The organism is Pedobacter sp. PACM 27299 (assembly GCF_001412655.1).
In the GTDB taxonomy this organism is placed as follows: Bacteria; Bacteroidota; Bacteroidia; order Sphingobacteriales; family Sphingobacteriaceae; genus Pedobacter.
Genome location: NZ_CP012996.1, coordinates 4,039,985 through 4,054,419, shown reverse-complemented (window position 1 = coordinate 4,054,419; position 14,435 = coordinate 4,039,985). Strand labels below are relative to the sequence as shown.

Below are 14,435 nucleotides of genomic sequence, written 5' to 3'. Positions count from 1 at the left end.
CATTCGGACAGCCTTTGTGAATTGAAGAACTACCGGTCAGAGTAGCTGCTGAAAAAGAAATACTGGTTTGTATCAACCATTACTATGATTTAGATCATTTAGGATGCCGTATTCAATTTTTATATTTATAGTTCTTATAGTGAGTGTGTTGTAAATTAAGTCAATATGGATAAAATAATTGTCACGACTGATCAGTCTGTAAATTCAAAATCTGCTATACGTTTTGCCATTAACATGGCCAGAACTAGGAAAGCAGAATTAGTTATCTTGCACGTTTATCATGTATTGAGACCTTTTATATGGTCTGAAAATGCTTATCAGGTTTACAAACAGTCTTTTGTAAATCAAACCAAGAAGGAGATCACTGTGTTTGTAGATAAAATCCTCAAATCGATGAATTTGTCGGGACTAAACTTTGAGCTAGTCATGATTGATGATGATGATGTTACAGAAGGGGTTTTAAAATTTACAGCTCAGTATCCTTGTGACTATATCTGCATCGCCAGCAGAGGAGCCGGGACCATAAAAAAAATATTTGGAACTCACACCTCCAAACTGATCGCCCGGTCAAAAGTACCTGTAATTTGCATCCCTTCTAGCTACCGCAACAGGCCTTGCAAGCGAGTGCTTTACGCTACAGATATGAAGAATTATGAACTTGAACTTTCTAAATTAATAACTTTTGTAAAGCCAATTGATGCACATCTGAGGATGATTCACCTTGCTTCCAATAATGAACTTGTTGTAGATAAAGCGTCAGTTGAGTTAAGTATTCAAAAGAAATTGAACTATAAAGTTGAAGTAATCAATCGGGAATGGAATATTTTACATACCACACTCCAGGATATTAGTACGGAAGTAAAGCGCTATAAGCCATCAATAATTGCATTCTTTACCCATCAAAAACGATCCATTATAGAGAAATTAGTACTTCCTTCAAATGCTGAAGAATGTAGCTTTTATAGTAAAATACCCATCATTTCCTTTAAAAAGGAATGATGGGTATTTGTTTATTAAATACATATGTATTCTTTCTGTAACCTTCAGTAGGGGGAATTGATTTGTCTAATGATAATGCTTCCTTACTTTTCGCCACCATAATAATGCAACAGTTGTGGGTATTAAAAAACAATTTCAATGGAATTAGTAGATATAAAAGGTTTAAGCACACAAGAAGTGATCACTGCACGCAAGTTGCATGGAAGTAATTCATTTAATCATAAAGAGCAGAATGGTTTTTTGAATGCTTTAAAAGGGGTGTTGAAAGAACCAATGGTCATTTTATTGCTTGTGGCATCCGCCATTTATTTTATCAATGGAAATGTTGGTGATGGGGTTTTTCTGGCGATTGCCATAGTTTTAATCGCATTAATTTCATTGTACCAGGACTCAAGAAGTCGAAATGCCTTAGCACAGCTCAAAAAATTAACAGAGCCAGATTGTAAAGTGATCAGAGATGGACAGGTTCAGGAAGTTAAAAGTGAAGATCTGGTGGTAGGGGATTATCTGATGATTGAGGAAGGTACATTCATAGCAGCAGATGGGATTATTGAGCAGTCTAATGATTTTTCTGTCAATGAATCAATCCTTACCGGTGAATCTATGCCTGTTTATAAGGACCATACTCAGGTAGATAATTGCGTATACTCAGGGACCACTGTATCAGGCGGCCTGGCTATCGTCAAAGTAACTGCAATTGGAAATGAAACCAAATTGGGGGAAATTGGTAAAAGTCTTGAACAAATTAAGGAAGAGAAAACCCCACTGGAACTGCAGATCGGCAATTTTGTAGAAAAAATGGTTCTTGCAGGTGCTGTTGTTTTTGCTATAGTCTGGGCAATAAATTTTTATAATTCCGGAAATGCAATTGATAGTTTGATGAAGGCATTAACCATTGCTATGAGTGTGCTACCCGAAGAAATTCCGGTAGCTTTCAGCACTTTTATGGCCCTTGGCGCCTGGAGATTAATGAAAATGGGGATTGTCGTGAAACAAATGAAAACAGTGGAAACACTGGGCAGTGCTACGGTGATCTGTACAGATAAAACAGGAACCATAACAGAAAATAAGATGACCCTGGTAGGGCTTTATGCAAGCCAGGAGCAAAAGATCTCAAGTCCTGATGGCGAACTTAGTTTAGAAGAGAAATTGCTGATTAGAACAGCAATGTGGGCGAGTGAACCGATTCCATTTGATCCTATGGAGGTCGCCTTACATGAGGCCTATGTAAAAACTTCAACTTTGGATGAAAGGCCTCAATTTAAAATGAGGCATGAGTATCCCTTTAGCGGAAAGCCTCCAATGATGACCCATATTTTTCAAAATGAGCTTGGGGATCGGGTGGTGGCTGCAAAAGGAGCCCCCGAAGCCTTATTAAATGTATCTGATTTAGATGTTGAGCAGCGGAAGGGGATTGAAGATGCCATCAAAGCATTAGCCAATAATGGTTATCGCATATTGGGCGTTGGAGAAGCCGCTTTTGCAGGCGAGCATTTTCCAGAGCAACAACAGGATTTTAGCTTTAAATTTAAAGGACTTGTTGCTTTTTATGATCCACCAAAGAAAAACATTCAGTCCGTTTTTGAGGGGTTTTATGCTGCCGGGATAGACGTGAAGATTGTAACCGGTGATAATGCAGCTACAACCTGTGCAATTGCCCGTCAGGTAGGTTTTCGGGGGGCTGATAATAGCATAAGTGGGGACGAACTAATGGCATTGACAGCTAGTGAATTAAAACAAAGGGTAATGGATACCTCTATTTTTACAAGGATGTTTCCCGAAGCTAAACTTAAGATCATCAATGCACTTAAAGAAAACAATGAAATTGTTGCGATGACTGGAGATGGGGTAAATGATGGACCTGCACTTAAGGCTGCCCATATTGGGATAGCTATGGGAAAAAAGGGAACTGAAATTGCTAAACAGGCCGCATCACTTGTATTGGCCGATGATGACCTTCAAAAAATGGTTATTGCCGTTGGGATGGGCAGGCGAATCTATGCAAATCTCAAAAAAGCAATACAGTACATCATATCAATCCATATTCCTATTATTCTTACCGTGTTTGTTCCTTTAGCGCTAGGCTGGATTTATCCAAATATCTTTTCTCCTGTACATATCATTTTTTTAGAGCTCATCATGGGGCCAACCTGTTCAATTATCTATGAAAATGAGCCGATGGAGAAAAACACCATGTTACAAAAACCCAGGCCCTTTACCAGTACTTTTTTTAATAGTAAAGAATTATTGACCAGTTTGATACAGGGGCTGATGATTGCAGTTGGAACCTTATTTACATACCAATATGCAGTTTACTTTGATTTGGGTGAAAATACAACAAGGACTATGGTTTTTATGGTGTTAATTGCAGCAAATATCTTTTTAACCTTAATCAATCGCTCATTTTATTACAGCATCATAGCTACATTGAAATATAAAAATAATTTGGTTCTTGGAATTATTATGGTAACCATCGCTATTTGTGGCTTGTTGATCTACAATAAGTTCTTATCAAACTTCTTTGAATTCCATGCCCTTACTTTGACGCAAATAGGGTTAAGTATAGGTATTGGATTCCTTAGCGTAATTTGGTTTGAGCTTATTAAATGTTGGAAAAGGAAAAACTATGTTGTTTTTACCCCAAACAAATAACCAACAGCTGCAGTCATTAACATGGCAGCAGTTCCCCAAAAGCAAATCCTCAGCACAGCTTTTCTCCGGTTTGAGCCACCCGCCTTTGCCGCCATGATTGCTGATAGTGCTAAAAACAGGATGGCGAAACCATACTGATAAATGACCATTAGTTTTATCGGTGCAAATATGGAAACCAGCAGAGGAAGCAGGCCACCTATAGTGAACGAGGCTGCTGAGGCGAATGCAGCCTGCATCGGTTTTGCCTGGGTGATATCATTTATACCCAGTTCGTCCTTTGCATGTGCACCCAGCGCATCGTGGGCGGTAAGCTGGATGGCCACCTGCATGGCCAAATTTTCATCAAGCCCCCTATGCTCATAGATTTTTGCCAATTCCTGCAGCTCTAGCTCAGGGGTTTCTGCCAGTTCCATTTTTTCTCTGCTCAGGTCAGCAACTTCAAGATCTGATTGGGAGCTCACCGATACGTATTCTCCGGCAGCCATAGATAACGCCCCTGCAACCAGACCTGCTACAGCAGCCAGGACAATGGGCTCACGGGTGGTACTAGCTGCAGCAATGCCTATAGCCAGACTTGTGGTCGACAGGATGCCATCGTTGGCACCTAACACTGCAGCCCTAAGCCAGCCACTTCTGTTGGTATAGTGGTCTTCCAATTCCATAGGATACTTTATTTTCGTGATGAGATTAATTAATGGTTTTCTGAAATTCCTTTGCCCATGTGATCAGCTTGTCTTTATCCTGTGCAGAAAGTATAGCTGTTCGGTGTATCAAGGTGTAAGAATTTAATGGCATTTCATCCTTTTCAATCATTTCAGCTACTTCATTCAGTTTTTTCTTTTTCTTTTTAACATCATAGCTATTAAATTCATCAAAGTTTAATTCTTCCTTACCATCATTGACATGGCTTTGCTGCCACCAGGCAAACGGTTGGATATTGCTATACCAGGGATAGACCGTTGTATTGGAATGGCAATCATAACAGCTTCTTCGAAGAAGTGCCCCAATCTCTTTAGGAACAGTGTAATGTGCATCAATGGCCTCCGGACCATGTAAGGTCGAGATGTTTTTAGCTGGCCTGGAAAATTGTATGGCTACCATTAATACGGCGATAGTTAAAAGTACTTTTCTGAACATAACTTGTTAATTAAAGATATTAAACATTAAGATACTAAATAATCAGTTCACTACTTGCGTAGTATTCATTTTAAAAACTTCCGCTCAAATAAAACCCTGCATTCCCATTTTGGTAAGTGGGCATAAAACTAAAAGCAGATTCCTTTCTTCCAAATAAGAGCTTTTTTGCTTCAGGATAAAGTAGATAGCTTAACTTTGTAGACAAAATTCCGAATCCCGCTCCAGCAACTACATCACTTAACCAGTGCCGGTTGTTGTACATTCTCAAAGCACCTGTTCCGGTTGCAATGGCAAAACCGGCATAAGTCATCCATGGATAGCGATCCCCATATTCCTGTTTTAGGAATTCTGCAGATGCAAATGTTGTGGCGGTATGTCCTGAAGGAAATGAATTGACCGATGAGTTGTCAGGTCTCTCTCGTTTGCTGAGGTGCTTCAAAGTAGTAACTGAGCCGGTCATGATGGCCATTGACATCAGATAAATGCCTGTAGCATCACCAATATGGTGTCTACCTTTTATTCCTGCCAGGTTCATTCCAAAGACAATCGCTGCTGGAGCGTACTGCAGGTAGTTATCTGCATGTTCAGCAAATAATGGATGATCCTCCTGCAGTTCGTTTTTCGTTGTCAGGTCGAGACTTCTGATCGGGTTTTTTCCTGCAAGGGATATCAATCCGTAACCAATGAAAATTGTAGGAATGATGAAAGAAGTCACTTTTGGACTATAATCTGATACTGCTAAGGTGTCCTTGGTTTGAGCTGTACATACAAATGGAATGAAGAGAATAGGAAATGACAGGGTTAACAGCGGCTTTAGTAACCTTTGTATATTCATGGTTGGATTGCGTTAAATGTAAGAACTAGTTTCAACCTAATCATTTTAACCAGGTTTTCCTATTGATAGGAGGTCTAATTTTTGCAATTCCTGTAGGTTTAAGTGCTGTCAGCCAAATACACCAGGTGGTGGGAACTAAGGTTAATGTGAATATAGGGAAGTATGTTAACTCTACCGAAGTGCTCTTTGAATTGGTTAATCCCTCAGATATTCACCTTGCTCTGAAAGAAAGAGATTTACATCAGCTTTACATAGGTCAGCAACTACTTGCCTATACCAATAATGAGGTAGAAAAAAAACGAAAATGTACTATTTTACTGATTGGTAAAGACCTTTCTACTGATGGAAATGCTGACGTTAATTGTCATTTTGAAACTTATGATAAATCCTTAGTGCCAGGTACTTTTATTAATGCCGTGGTACAAGTGAAAAATGTGAGTTCAACTGCTGTTCCTAGCGAAGCGTTAGGCCAGTTTGAAGGAAAACAGTTTTTATTCCTGGTAAAAGATAAAAACACTTTTGAATTCAAGGAGGTTAAGGTAGGAGAGAATGAGGGTGCTTTACTGCTGTTGGATTACCGGATGGCTTAGATTTTAAAACCGCTAAGATTGTGGTTAAAGGCGCTTATTCTTTGCTAATGATGATGAAAAATAAGGAGGAATAAATGAAATTGAATTAGGCTTGTTTTGTATGGTATACGTTTACTATGCTTTTCCTCCATTAATCATGTCAGATACAATCCCCTTGCTTTCTTTTCTTTCGGCAAGCAGCACACCTATAATATGTACAGCAATAAATATCAGGATCAAATACATGCAAAAACCATGAAAGTCTTTGATGCTATGGCTTGTTGCTTTGCTAATCCCTAATTCCTGATCGAAAGCCATTAATAATCCCGTTATGGCCATAATGGCTAGAAGTAAGTAAAAGCAAAGATATAATGATTTAACGGTAAGGTCATGTAGGGCTAAAGTTGACTTTTGACTTCTGCTGCGATAAGTCTGGTAGGCATCTTTTAGGCTGGAAAAAAAACGTTGTCGGCCAGGTTGATAAAATTCAGCAATTAACCTGAACAGGAATAGTGCGGCAAGTGCATAACCAAAATAGATATGGATAGCCCAAACTTGATCTTCCAGTCCATGTGCTACACTTTTAGCCTGCTGTGCGGTGACAGATACCCCTGATTCCTGTAGTTGCTGTTGCACATAGCTCGTATTGCTTTTTACATCAAATAAGGTAGAGTTTAACAATACAGTCAATAATGAGCCAGTGATGACTAATAGGTTTAGCCAATGCCAAAGCCTCACAGGTCCGCTATGTTTTTTAATCTCACCTGGATGGTCTATATCTTTTCTTAAGGGGGCAATGGTAGCCATGTTGATTGCGTTTAAAAGCATCTGGATTTGATGTTCCAGATGCCCTGGGTTTTTATTTTACTTTTAAATTTAAGCTGATGATATTAGAAACCAGTCCGGTAGATCTGCTATAATGTCCGTATCTCAATTCCAGCATATTTAAGTGCTGCCAGCCAAATACACCATGTGGTGGTGCTAGTCTGATGCCCGCTCCATAGAAATCACTGTTTAATGTAGACAAGTCATAATCGCTGGTAAAATACTGGGCTGATGGATCATGCTGCCCATAAGGAGCAAAGTATTTTGTCCCTGTTTGGTTATTGTAGCGGTAAAATGGACTTATAGAGATAAAAGAAGTCAGTTTTACCGGAACTTCTATTTCTGCAGTATGTGCCCTGATGCCCCAATTATCCATGAAATACCGGTAATAAGCCCGGATGATCACCTGATCGGTAGCAAAGTAATTTAATCTTGCAGCAATAGGAAGTTTATAGCGTTGATCAGGTAAGTTCTCTGCTCTTAAGGAACCATCGGTAAAATAAACGCGTTGATATTTGGTCGCCAGCAGACCTTTTTGGTAGGCGGGTTCAACAATAATCATTGCCTGAAGCTTCTGATTGATGACTTGTGAAAGGGAGAACGATGCGCTGAAGGAATTCCGGGGACTAGATCCTTCGCTTCTGGATTCATGGCCATTGCCAAGACTCGCTGCAGATCTCAGTTCAATAGGTAGAATGACCTTCCAGGTATCTAAAAATGCCTGCAATTTGAAGTCAAACTGGGTGTTTTTATCTTTTGATAATCGGGTAACGTTAAATCCTGCACCTAAGGACTGGTAATCATATTCCGTAGAAAAGGATCCTGTAAAACCAAATGCATTTCCTGTTTTTTCATTGCTGTGTGTCCAGTTTAAGGAAGGGTAAACGCGAGTATCTGCCATAGAGGCCGAGGAGATCGTACTCGGGTCTATTTTATCAGATGAGGCGGAAGTATAATGGTCTACACCCAGCTCAAACAAAAAAGTGTTTTTATTTCCGGCCTTATTTAACTTGGACAACTGCAGGTCAATCGTGTTCGCAAAATCGCTGAGTTTCTCTGTTCCAATCCCTCCGGTTACCGCAGAATTATTGCCATTCTGATGATAATATGCAGATACCAGATTGATCTCATCGATCTTCAGCTTGCGACTTTGGTAGTTGGTCGTGTCTGAGGGGGTCGGTTTAATCTTAATTTGTCCTTGTGCGCCTAATACGCCAGCGAACAGCATGAGTACATGCAGATAGATTTTTCTCATGATTTCAGTTAATTACAACCACAGCCACCACCACTTTTGCCACCATTGGCACCAGAACCGCCTTCCCGGTACAATTGGAAACTTTGTTCAAATTTCTGCACCTTTCGGGAGGACAAGGCCATTTCAGAATCATTTAACTTGCTTTTCTGGTAAGGTTTTACTGTGGCGCAGGCGCTCAGCATACTCAGGGCGAAAAAGCTCACACCCAATAGTACAGATCGGTCAAAGGACGTTTTCATATCAGTGTTTTACATTAATATTCTTGGAAGTATATAACCTGTCATGGTCATCTATGATGATACAGGCTACTTGTTGTAATTGGTTGATCAGGTCAAGCCCAACCTGAACCCCCATAACGATCACCGGGGTCGCCAGTGCATCGGCCAGTTCGGCACTAGGACAAAGAATACTGACACTTTTAATTCCAGTAACCGGTAAACCAGTCTTTGGGTCAATGGTATGGGAATACCTTTTGCCATTAATGGTGGCATATTTTTCGTAATTACCGGAAGTGGCAATCGCCATGTTGCTGATGTTAAGGGCAGAGAAAGGACGGTCACTTTGATCCGGATCGGCTATGCCGATGGTCCAATCTTTATCTTCTGATTGGCTGCCCCAGGTCACGAGGTCGCCAGCAGCATTAACAATACCACTTTTGATTCCAAGATTTTGTAATACCTGTTTAGCCCGGTCTGCAGCATAACCTTTTCCTATACCTCCAAAACCGATACGCATGTCCTCATTTTTTAACATCACTGTAGAATGGGGAACATCAACAATTACATGCTGGTAGTTAATCAAACTGACCGACTGCAACGCCGTTTCCGCGTCAGGCAGGGAGGTCATACTGGTATCAAAATTCCACAGGCTTTTATCAATTGAGCCGTAGGTAATGTCAAATGCACCTTGGGTAAGTTCTGATATTTTTACTGCACGCTGGATCAGCTGGATCATTTCTGGATCAACTTTTACAGGTTTTATTCCTGCATATTGATTGATCAGACTAGTCTGGCTGCTTTCTTGAAAAGTGCTGAATAAGGCCTCGATCCGGCTAACCTCTGCTATGGCTGCATCAATGGATTTCTGTCCTGATTCCTCCTTGTCAGCGACGACTGTGAACTCAAAACGGTTTCCCATTAGTTTTAGCACGCGCTTATAAGTTGCCATAGTTTCCATAAAGCGTTTTATCTGGTTTTAATCTCCGATACAAATTTTTCAGCGGCCACGTTTGGATAACCATCCCAAGATTTGAGGATTTTTCCATTTTCATCTAGTAAAATGGTATAAGGGAATTTTCCCTCAGGGTTATATTGCTCGGCCAAAGATTCGTTCTTTTTGATTTGCGCTGCAGGTAATTGGTTTTTCTTTTGTCTGGGAAAATCGGCTCTTACCAGTACCAGGTTTTCTTTGGCATAAGCCTCAAATACCTCTGATTCCAGAATTTCTTTTCTTAAACGGATACAAGGGCCACACCAGTCAGATCCTGAAAAATTAATTAAGATCTGTTTATGTGAAGTTTTAGCCTGTTGTTGTGCCTCATTAAAATTTTCATTCCAGATTAAAGTGCTTGGAATGATGCCTAGGAAAAAGATCAATAATAGTTTCATCGTGTTAGCTGTAAATTCTTAGTGAAGTTCCTGTGAGTTGGGTGTGATAAGTCGTTAATGCTCTGGAAGCAGGACCATTCGTAACGGTACCGCTTTCTGAGAAAGTTGCGCCATGGTTGGCACAATAAAATCTGGAAGCACTAGGCTGATAGATTAAGCCATAGCTTTCGTGAGTGCAGGACCGCTGGGCAGCCACAAATGAGCCAGAAGTAGTACGTGCAACAATGACGCCATTGGAAACTAAATGCCCTCCGTTATTACTGAGTCCTGCATTTGCGGGTAAGTTCAGGTCTAAAGTGAAATCAATGCCAGTTGGACCTGAAGTGTCCCCTGAAGGTGCATTTGAACTTTTGGCACATCCTGCACAATTGATGAATGCAAATGTTGCGGCTGATAATCCTATACTGGCTAAAAAATCTTTTCTATCCATAATTTTACCTCCTAAATTATGAAGCTAATATCTATGGCAATTCTGAAGACATTGTGAAGTTGAGTGTTAAATTATGTTAATTTAATCAAATCGTTATTTTTAACTAGGGTTATTAAATTCAATTTTGAAGTAGTGTTGACCCTCCTGATACTCGTAAGCCAGTGTGTAACTTTGTCTCAGGCATACCTGTTTTAGAATGGCCAGGCCCAAACCAGTTCCTTCTGATGCATTGTCCTTGTAAAACCGTTCAAAGATCTTAACCGGGTCTAAGCGCGCTTGGGTGCTGGTATTCGAAAATAGAAGGCTGGAGGGAGTTAGTACAATCTTTATAAATCCACCAACATAATTATGCCTGATTGCATTACTGAAGAGGTTGTTAATGAGCATCTCTACCATTGAACGGTTGGCGTAAATGGAAAGCTTGCTGATCTCTGTGTTTACATTCAGATTTCTCTTTTGAATAAAATCCTGAAAGTAATTGATTCGCTCATAAAGTAATGCTTCAAGGTCGATTTTTTCCTTGTCTTGAAGTTGATTGTTATCGATCTTAACCAATAATAACAGAGATTGATTTAATTTGGTCAGTTTAGAGGTCGCCTTATATAAGTCTGCCAGGATCTCACTTTCTTCTTTATTTAAAGTGTTAGATTGTAGCATGGTGTCTAGCTTAGAGTTAATCACAGCTAAAGGAGTCATCATTTCATGAGAAGCATTTTCAGTAAATAACTTAATTTCCTTATAATCTGATTTCACTTTCAAGGAGACGTCAAGCACGGCTTTATTCAACTCTTTAAATTCATCAATGTTGGTTTCAATAGGTTTAAAAACTTCTTCCTGGTTGATGTTAAATGCTTTAATGTTTGTTAGAATTTGTCTGAAGGGGATCCACATTTTTTTAATCAGTACTCGGTTTACCAACCATAAAATTAGTAATAGTACTATTACAGGCAGTAAAATTATGAGGACAATGCTTTTTATTTGTTCTTCCCGTTCAAACTTAGAGGCAATAATCTTCAGCTCATAAGGCTGTCCATTTAAAACCATTTGTGTCATCAGGTAACGACCGGACTCCTTATGTTTTTTCTTCGGGTTATAAAAGTTGGTGTCGGCAAAAAACTTACGCTGGTCTTCCAGTTTTTTAATCTTTTTATATTCCACGATTACATCATCGAAACCATCAGGAGAGGGCAGAATGTTTTTCACATGCGCAAAATCTCTAACTTCCAGGAGCTCCTCATATAGATGATCTTCCATCTGTCTGTTGAGGTATTGACCAAGTGTTTGATAAAACAGAAAGCCTATGACTAATAACCCTGAAAGGGTAATGACGGATAAGATCCGGTTATAGCTGCTAAATAATTTCATGTTTCGCAGAATTTATAGCCTATTCCATAAACAGACTGGAAATAATCTTTACAGCCAGCATCTGTTAATTTCTTTCTCACATTTTTAATATGAGTATAAATGAAATCAAAACTGTCTGCCATATCTGCTTCATCACCCCAGATGTGTACCACAGCTGCAGATTTGGAAATCACCTTATTTTTGTTCGTCACAAAATACAATAGAAGATCAAACTCCTTTCTAGTTAAATATACCAGCTTATTATTTACTTTGAGCTCCTTAGAAATCGTGTCGATCTCCAGCTCATTAAACTGAACAAGGCTGTTTCCGTTAAAATTCCTACGTCTTACAATGGCCATAATCCTTGCGTATAGTTCTGACAAGTGAAAGGGTTTGATCAGGTAATCATCTGCACCCATACTTAGGCCTGCGATTTTTTGATCTAAGGAGTTACGTGCAGAAATGATAAGAACACCATCCGATTTATTCACTTTTTTAAGGTATTTTAATAGCTGAAGCCCTTCTCCATCGGGAAGCGTTAAGTCAAGTAAAACACAGTCATAGTCGTAAAGGGATAGCTTTTGATAACCTTGCTCATAGCTGGAAGCCCAATCACAAATATTTCCTTCAGCAGTCAAATACTGATCAATACTTTTCCTTAATCCTTCCTCGTCTTCAACAATTAGAAATTTCATCAAGTAAATATGGTGTTTAATTCTGAAGACTCTTTGAAGTTAAAGCATTTGCCATGTTAATCACTGCAATGATAAAATAGCGCTGTTAAATTTTGAATTCATCATTGATTTAGATCAATAATGAATTGCATAAAGCAGGAAAAGAAGGTAGGAAGACAGCGTACCTTTAAACCCTTACCTCATCAAGTTCTGATTTAAATTATGTTTACGTTACCTTACTTAGAAATTTGTGCTGAAATTTTCGATAGAAAGTATAAAAACAGGCTTCTGCAAAAGCTGAATATTATGCAGGATAGTTGTATCAATGTTTCCATTGCAGCGCTAAATGAAAATCTTGTAGGTCATGAATTGAAAAAAGTTTGGCGTGACGGGTTTTCATTATGCTTTCAGTTCAAGAATCATTCGGTCTTGGAAATCAACTTATCCAATTCGACAGAATTTCAAATTATCATGCAAAATCAGGAGGTCACTGCTGGATTATTAGACTTTAGTTTTAGTGGTGGACAAATTATTAGTGTCAAGGATTGTCAGCAACTGAGTAGGTTTGATCTGAACCCGGTTGCTTTGGCTGTTCCTGATGTTTTATCTAAGGAAATGTCAGTGGACTACCTCATGAACTTGTTTTCTGAAACAGAAGTCGAGGTCAAATCCTTGTTAATCGATCAGAAAGTAATTAGGGGAATAGATCAAGCCTATGCGGATGAAATTCTTTGGTTTGCCAATATTTCTCCTTTTTCAATTGTAAGTAGGATTCCAAAGACTGAAGTTAGAATTCTTCATAAAACAATTAAGTACGTTTTACAAGACCTGATCAAGCAAGCAAGGAAGTTAGACTTGTTCAACGATAAACAAAAAGGCCTTGATTTATTAATGATTCATAATGCCAAGAAAAAATGTAGTCCAACAGGGAAGGTGATTAAAATGAAAATGAATGCTCAATTAACCACGTATTATACTGATGAGCAAACGCTTTTTGTATAAAAAGTCAAATTTAAATTAAAGAATACCTGTTTGTTTTTTCTTATTGATCTGGGTTTTTTTAAGAAAGACAGAATGAATAAATCAATATATTTCAGGTTTACTTTTTATTCATGTAGTAGGAGAGTTCACCTTGGCATTTCAACTGTTTTTCCCATATGGGAAACCAGGGCTCTTAAAAGCTGAATCTTTGGGTAAACAATACCTAAAAAAATGAATAGAGAAACCACTGTTATGGGATTCTTTCCTGCTTTGGAAGCGGGTTATGAACCAAAGAATTATTCTTTCTACAAAGAGCACGTACCTATCGGAAATTACCTTGCTAAACTTGACTTTATGTTATGGTCTAAGACTTTTATGGCCATCAATTGCTTCTTTACGATTAAAGATTCCGGAAAGAAGATCAGTCTTTCGGTTTATAAGAAACCAGGTGAGGACGATTTGTATTTAGCTGGTGAAACTGAAATTCGATTCGTTCCTTTTGGAGCTTTAATGCAACTGTCCGTAGAATCAAATTTGAATGGCAAGCCTGTTTTGAAGAACGCCATTGTTGAAGGGAATTTGGCCGGTAATTGAACTAGGTTTCATTCAATTTACGGGAATGTATTGCAGTGAATTTTGTACTATCTGATTGCCTTTTCTCTTCCATGAAAAGTGTCTTGTCCTAAAATGGGTTTACACCCAAAAAGGACAAAAAAATGGAAAAAAAAGAAAGAGCCAAACAGCGGCCAGGCATGTATTTCAGTACTCAGCAGAAGCACACTATCGTCAAGGCATTCCTTGAAGGCGGTAAGTCCAAACAGGCGATCTGGAAGGAATTTACGGGAAGCCATCGGGAATGCGGCAAAATTTTGAAGTTTATGCGGCAATTGGGTTACATTGACGACAGTGTCAAGAAAAAACCTATTTCATTCTATATGAAGGATAAACCTAGTACAAATAAACTCGTTGAATTGCCTGAAAAAGATGAAAGAGATGCAGAAATAAGGCAATTAAAATTGCAGCTGGAGGATAGCCAGATTCGAGAACAAGCCTACCTAGTGATGATAGAACTAGCGGAACGTGAGCTGAAAATTAACATTAGAAAAAAGTCATTCACCAAGTAATCT

At 39.0% G+C, this 14,435-nt stretch carries 17 protein-coding genes; 6 read left to right on the top strand and 11 right to left on the bottom strand.

Features of this window, described 5'->3' with window-relative positions:
* The first annotated feature begins 165 nt into the window (after positions 1–165).
* Entirely contained in the window at positions 166–999 is an 834-nt protein-coding gene (locus tag AQ505_RS17015; protein ID WP_062549275.1) for a universal stress protein, read from the top strand.
* 138 nt (positions 1,000–1,137) lie between these two features.
* Positions 1,138–3,651, top strand: coding sequence for a cation-translocating P-type ATPase (locus tag AQ505_RS17010; RefSeq protein ID WP_062549274.1), 2,514 nt, complete (start codon positions 1,138–1,140; stop codon positions 3,649–3,651).
* Here AQ505_RS17010 and AQ505_RS17005 read toward each other — a convergent pair.
* The 3 genes from AQ505_RS17005 to AQ505_RS16995 form a co-directional block, all read right to left on the bottom strand.
* The gene (locus tag AQ505_RS17005; protein WP_062549273.1) at positions 3,624–4,313 is read right to left on the bottom strand and encodes a VIT1/CCC1 transporter family protein; all 690 of its coding nucleotides are present in this window, start codon (positions 4,311–4,313) and stop codon (positions 3,624–3,626) included. The genes AQ505_RS17010 and AQ505_RS17005 overlap by 28 nt on opposite strands.
* 25 nt (positions 4,314–4,338) lie before the next feature.
* Positions 4,339–4,788, bottom strand: a complete 450-nt coding sequence (locus tag AQ505_RS17000; protein WP_062549272.1) for a heme-binding domain-containing protein — start codon at positions 4,786–4,788, stop codon at positions 4,339–4,341.
* Between the two features lie 70 nt (positions 4,789–4,858).
* The gene (locus AQ505_RS16995) at positions 4,859–5,623 is read right to left on the bottom strand and encodes a phosphatase PAP2 family protein (protein ID WP_062549271.1); all 765 of its coding nucleotides are present in this window, start codon (positions 5,621–5,623) and stop codon (positions 4,859–4,861) included.
* A 128-nt stretch (positions 5,624–5,751) separates the two neighbouring features.
* Between AQ505_RS16995 and AQ505_RS16990 the strand changes: the two genes are divergently transcribed.
* Positions 5,752–6,213: a hypothetical protein gene (locus AQ505_RS16990; RefSeq protein ID WP_157262443.1), complete on the top strand. Its 462-nt coding sequence runs from the start codon at positions 5,752–5,754 to the stop codon at positions 6,211–6,213.
* Positions 6,214–6,327: 114 nt separating this feature from the next.
* Here the strand turns inward: AQ505_RS16990 and AQ505_RS16985 are convergent, their stop codons facing one another.
* The 8 genes from AQ505_RS16985 to AQ505_RS16950 all read right to left on the bottom strand — a co-directional run bounded on the left by AQ505_RS16985 (position 6,328) and on the right by AQ505_RS16950 (position 12,348).
* Positions 6,328–7,020 (bottom strand): cytochrome b/b6 domain-containing protein, encoded by a 693-nt coding sequence (locus AQ505_RS16985; RefSeq protein WP_231634914.1) that lies wholly within the window; start codon positions 7,018–7,020, stop codon positions 6,328–6,330.
* A gap of 31 nt (positions 7,021–7,051) precedes the next feature.
* The gene (locus tag AQ505_RS16980; RefSeq protein WP_062549268.1) at positions 7,052–8,272 is read right to left on the bottom strand and encodes a DUF3570 domain-containing protein; all 1,221 of its coding nucleotides are present in this window, start codon (positions 8,270–8,272) and stop codon (positions 7,052–7,054) included.
* Positions 8,273–8,280: 8 nt separating this feature from the next.
* On the bottom strand, positions 8,281–8,511 hold the full coding sequence (locus AQ505_RS16975) for a DUF4266 domain-containing protein (protein ID WP_062549267.1): 231 nt from the start codon (positions 8,509–8,511) through the stop codon (positions 8,281–8,283).
* A gap of 1 nt (position 8,512) precedes the next feature.
* Positions 8,513–9,439, bottom strand: a complete 927-nt coding sequence (locus AQ505_RS16970) for an FAD:protein FMN transferase (RefSeq protein ID WP_231634913.1) — start codon at positions 9,437–9,439, stop codon at positions 8,513–8,515.
* Positions 9,440–9,456: 17 nt separating this feature from the next.
* Positions 9,457–9,879 (bottom strand): thioredoxin family protein, encoded by a 423-nt coding sequence (locus tag AQ505_RS16965; RefSeq protein ID WP_062549265.1) that lies wholly within the window; start codon positions 9,877–9,879, stop codon positions 9,457–9,459.
* 4 nt (positions 9,880–9,883) lie between these two features.
* Positions 9,884–10,309, bottom strand: a complete 426-nt coding sequence (locus AQ505_RS16960; protein ID WP_062549264.1) for a QcrA and Rieske domain-containing protein — start codon at positions 10,307–10,309, stop codon at positions 9,884–9,886.
* A 99-nt stretch (positions 10,310–10,408) separates the two neighbouring features.
* Positions 10,409–11,674, bottom strand: a complete 1,266-nt coding sequence (locus tag AQ505_RS16955; RefSeq protein WP_231634912.1) for a sensor histidine kinase — start codon at positions 11,672–11,674, stop codon at positions 10,409–10,411.
* Positions 11,671–12,348, bottom strand: a complete 678-nt coding sequence (locus AQ505_RS16950) for a response regulator transcription factor (protein ID WP_062549263.1) — start codon at positions 12,346–12,348, stop codon at positions 11,671–11,673. The genes AQ505_RS16955 and AQ505_RS16950 overlap by 4 nt, the downstream gene beginning before the upstream one ends.
* A gap of 285 nt (positions 12,349–12,633) precedes the next feature.
* On the opposite strand from AQ505_RS16950, the gene AQ505_RS16945 reads away from it, so the two are divergent.
* The 3 genes from AQ505_RS16945 (at position 12,634) to AQ505_RS16935 (ending at position 14,432) form a co-directional block, all read left to right on the top strand.
* The gene (locus tag AQ505_RS16945; protein WP_197286207.1) at positions 12,634–13,329 is read left to right on the top strand and encodes a formamidopyrimidine-DNA glycosylase; all 696 of its coding nucleotides are present in this window, start codon (positions 12,634–12,636) and stop codon (positions 13,327–13,329) included.
* Between the two features lie 210 nt (positions 13,330–13,539).
* The gene (locus tag AQ505_RS16940; RefSeq protein WP_062549261.1) at positions 13,540–13,902 is read left to right on the top strand and encodes a hypothetical protein; all 363 of its coding nucleotides are present in this window, start codon (positions 13,540–13,542) and stop codon (positions 13,900–13,902) included.
* Between the two features lie 122 nt (positions 13,903–14,024).
* Positions 14,025–14,432, top strand: coding sequence for a hypothetical protein (locus AQ505_RS16935; protein ID WP_062549260.1), 408 nt, complete (start codon positions 14,025–14,027; stop codon positions 14,430–14,432).
* Positions 14,433–14,435 lie beyond the last annotated feature (3 nt).

Excerpts from the sequence above, each read along its gene's own strand:
- AQ505_RS16935 (WP_062549260.1), top strand. The coding sequence starts at position 14,025 with ATGGAAAAAAAAGAAAGAGCCAAACAGCGGCCAGGCATGTATTTCAGT.
- AQ505_RS16995 (WP_062549271.1), bottom strand. The coding sequence starts at position 5,623 with ATGAATATACAAAGGTTACTAAAGCCGCTGTTAACCCTGTCATTTCCT.
- AQ505_RS16985 (WP_231634914.1), bottom strand. The coding sequence starts at position 7,020 with ATGCTTTTAAACGCAATCAACATGGCTACCATTGCCCCCTTAAGAAAA.
- AQ505_RS16945 (WP_197286207.1), top strand. The coding sequence starts at position 12,634 with ATGCAGGATAGTTGTATCAATGTTTCCATTGCAGCGCTAAATGAAAAT.
- AQ505_RS17015 (WP_062549275.1), top strand. The coding sequence starts at position 166 with ATGGATAAAATAATTGTCACGACTGATCAGTCTGTAAATTCAAAATCT.
- AQ505_RS16970 (WP_231634913.1), bottom strand. The coding sequence starts at position 9,439 with ATGGCAACTTATAAGCGCGTGCTAAAACTAATGGGAAACCGTTTTGAG.
- AQ505_RS16940 (WP_062549261.1), top strand. The coding sequence starts at position 13,540 with ATGAATAGAGAAACCACTGTTATGGGATTCTTTCCTGCTTTGGAAGCG.
- AQ505_RS17000 (WP_062549272.1), bottom strand. The coding sequence starts at position 4,788 with ATGTTCAGAAAAGTACTTTTAACTATCGCCGTATTAATGGTAGCCATA.
- AQ505_RS16955 (WP_231634912.1), bottom strand. The coding sequence starts at position 11,674 with ATGAAATTATTTAGCAGCTATAACCGGATCTTATCCGTCATTACCCTT.
- AQ505_RS16975 (WP_062549267.1), bottom strand. The coding sequence starts at position 8,511 with ATGAAAACGTCCTTTGACCGATCTGTACTATTGGGTGTGAGCTTTTTC.
- AQ505_RS16965 (WP_062549265.1), bottom strand. The coding sequence starts at position 9,879 with ATGAAACTATTATTGATCTTTTTCCTAGGCATCATTCCAAGCACTTTA.
- AQ505_RS16950 (WP_062549263.1), bottom strand. The coding sequence starts at position 12,348 with ATGAAATTTCTAATTGTTGAAGACGAGGAAGGATTAAGGAAAAGTATT.
- AQ505_RS17005 (WP_062549273.1), bottom strand. The coding sequence starts at position 4,313 with ATGGAATTGGAAGACCACTATACCAACAGAAGTGGCTGGCTTAGGGCT.
- AQ505_RS16960 (WP_062549264.1), bottom strand. The coding sequence starts at position 10,309 with ATGGATAGAAAAGATTTTTTAGCCAGTATAGGATTATCAGCCGCAACA.
- AQ505_RS17010 (WP_062549274.1), top strand. The coding sequence starts at position 1,138 with ATGGAATTAGTAGATATAAAAGGTTTAAGCACACAAGAAGTGATCACT.
- AQ505_RS16980 (WP_062549268.1), bottom strand. The coding sequence starts at position 8,272 with ATGAGAAAAATCTATCTGCATGTACTCATGCTGTTCGCTGGCGTATTA.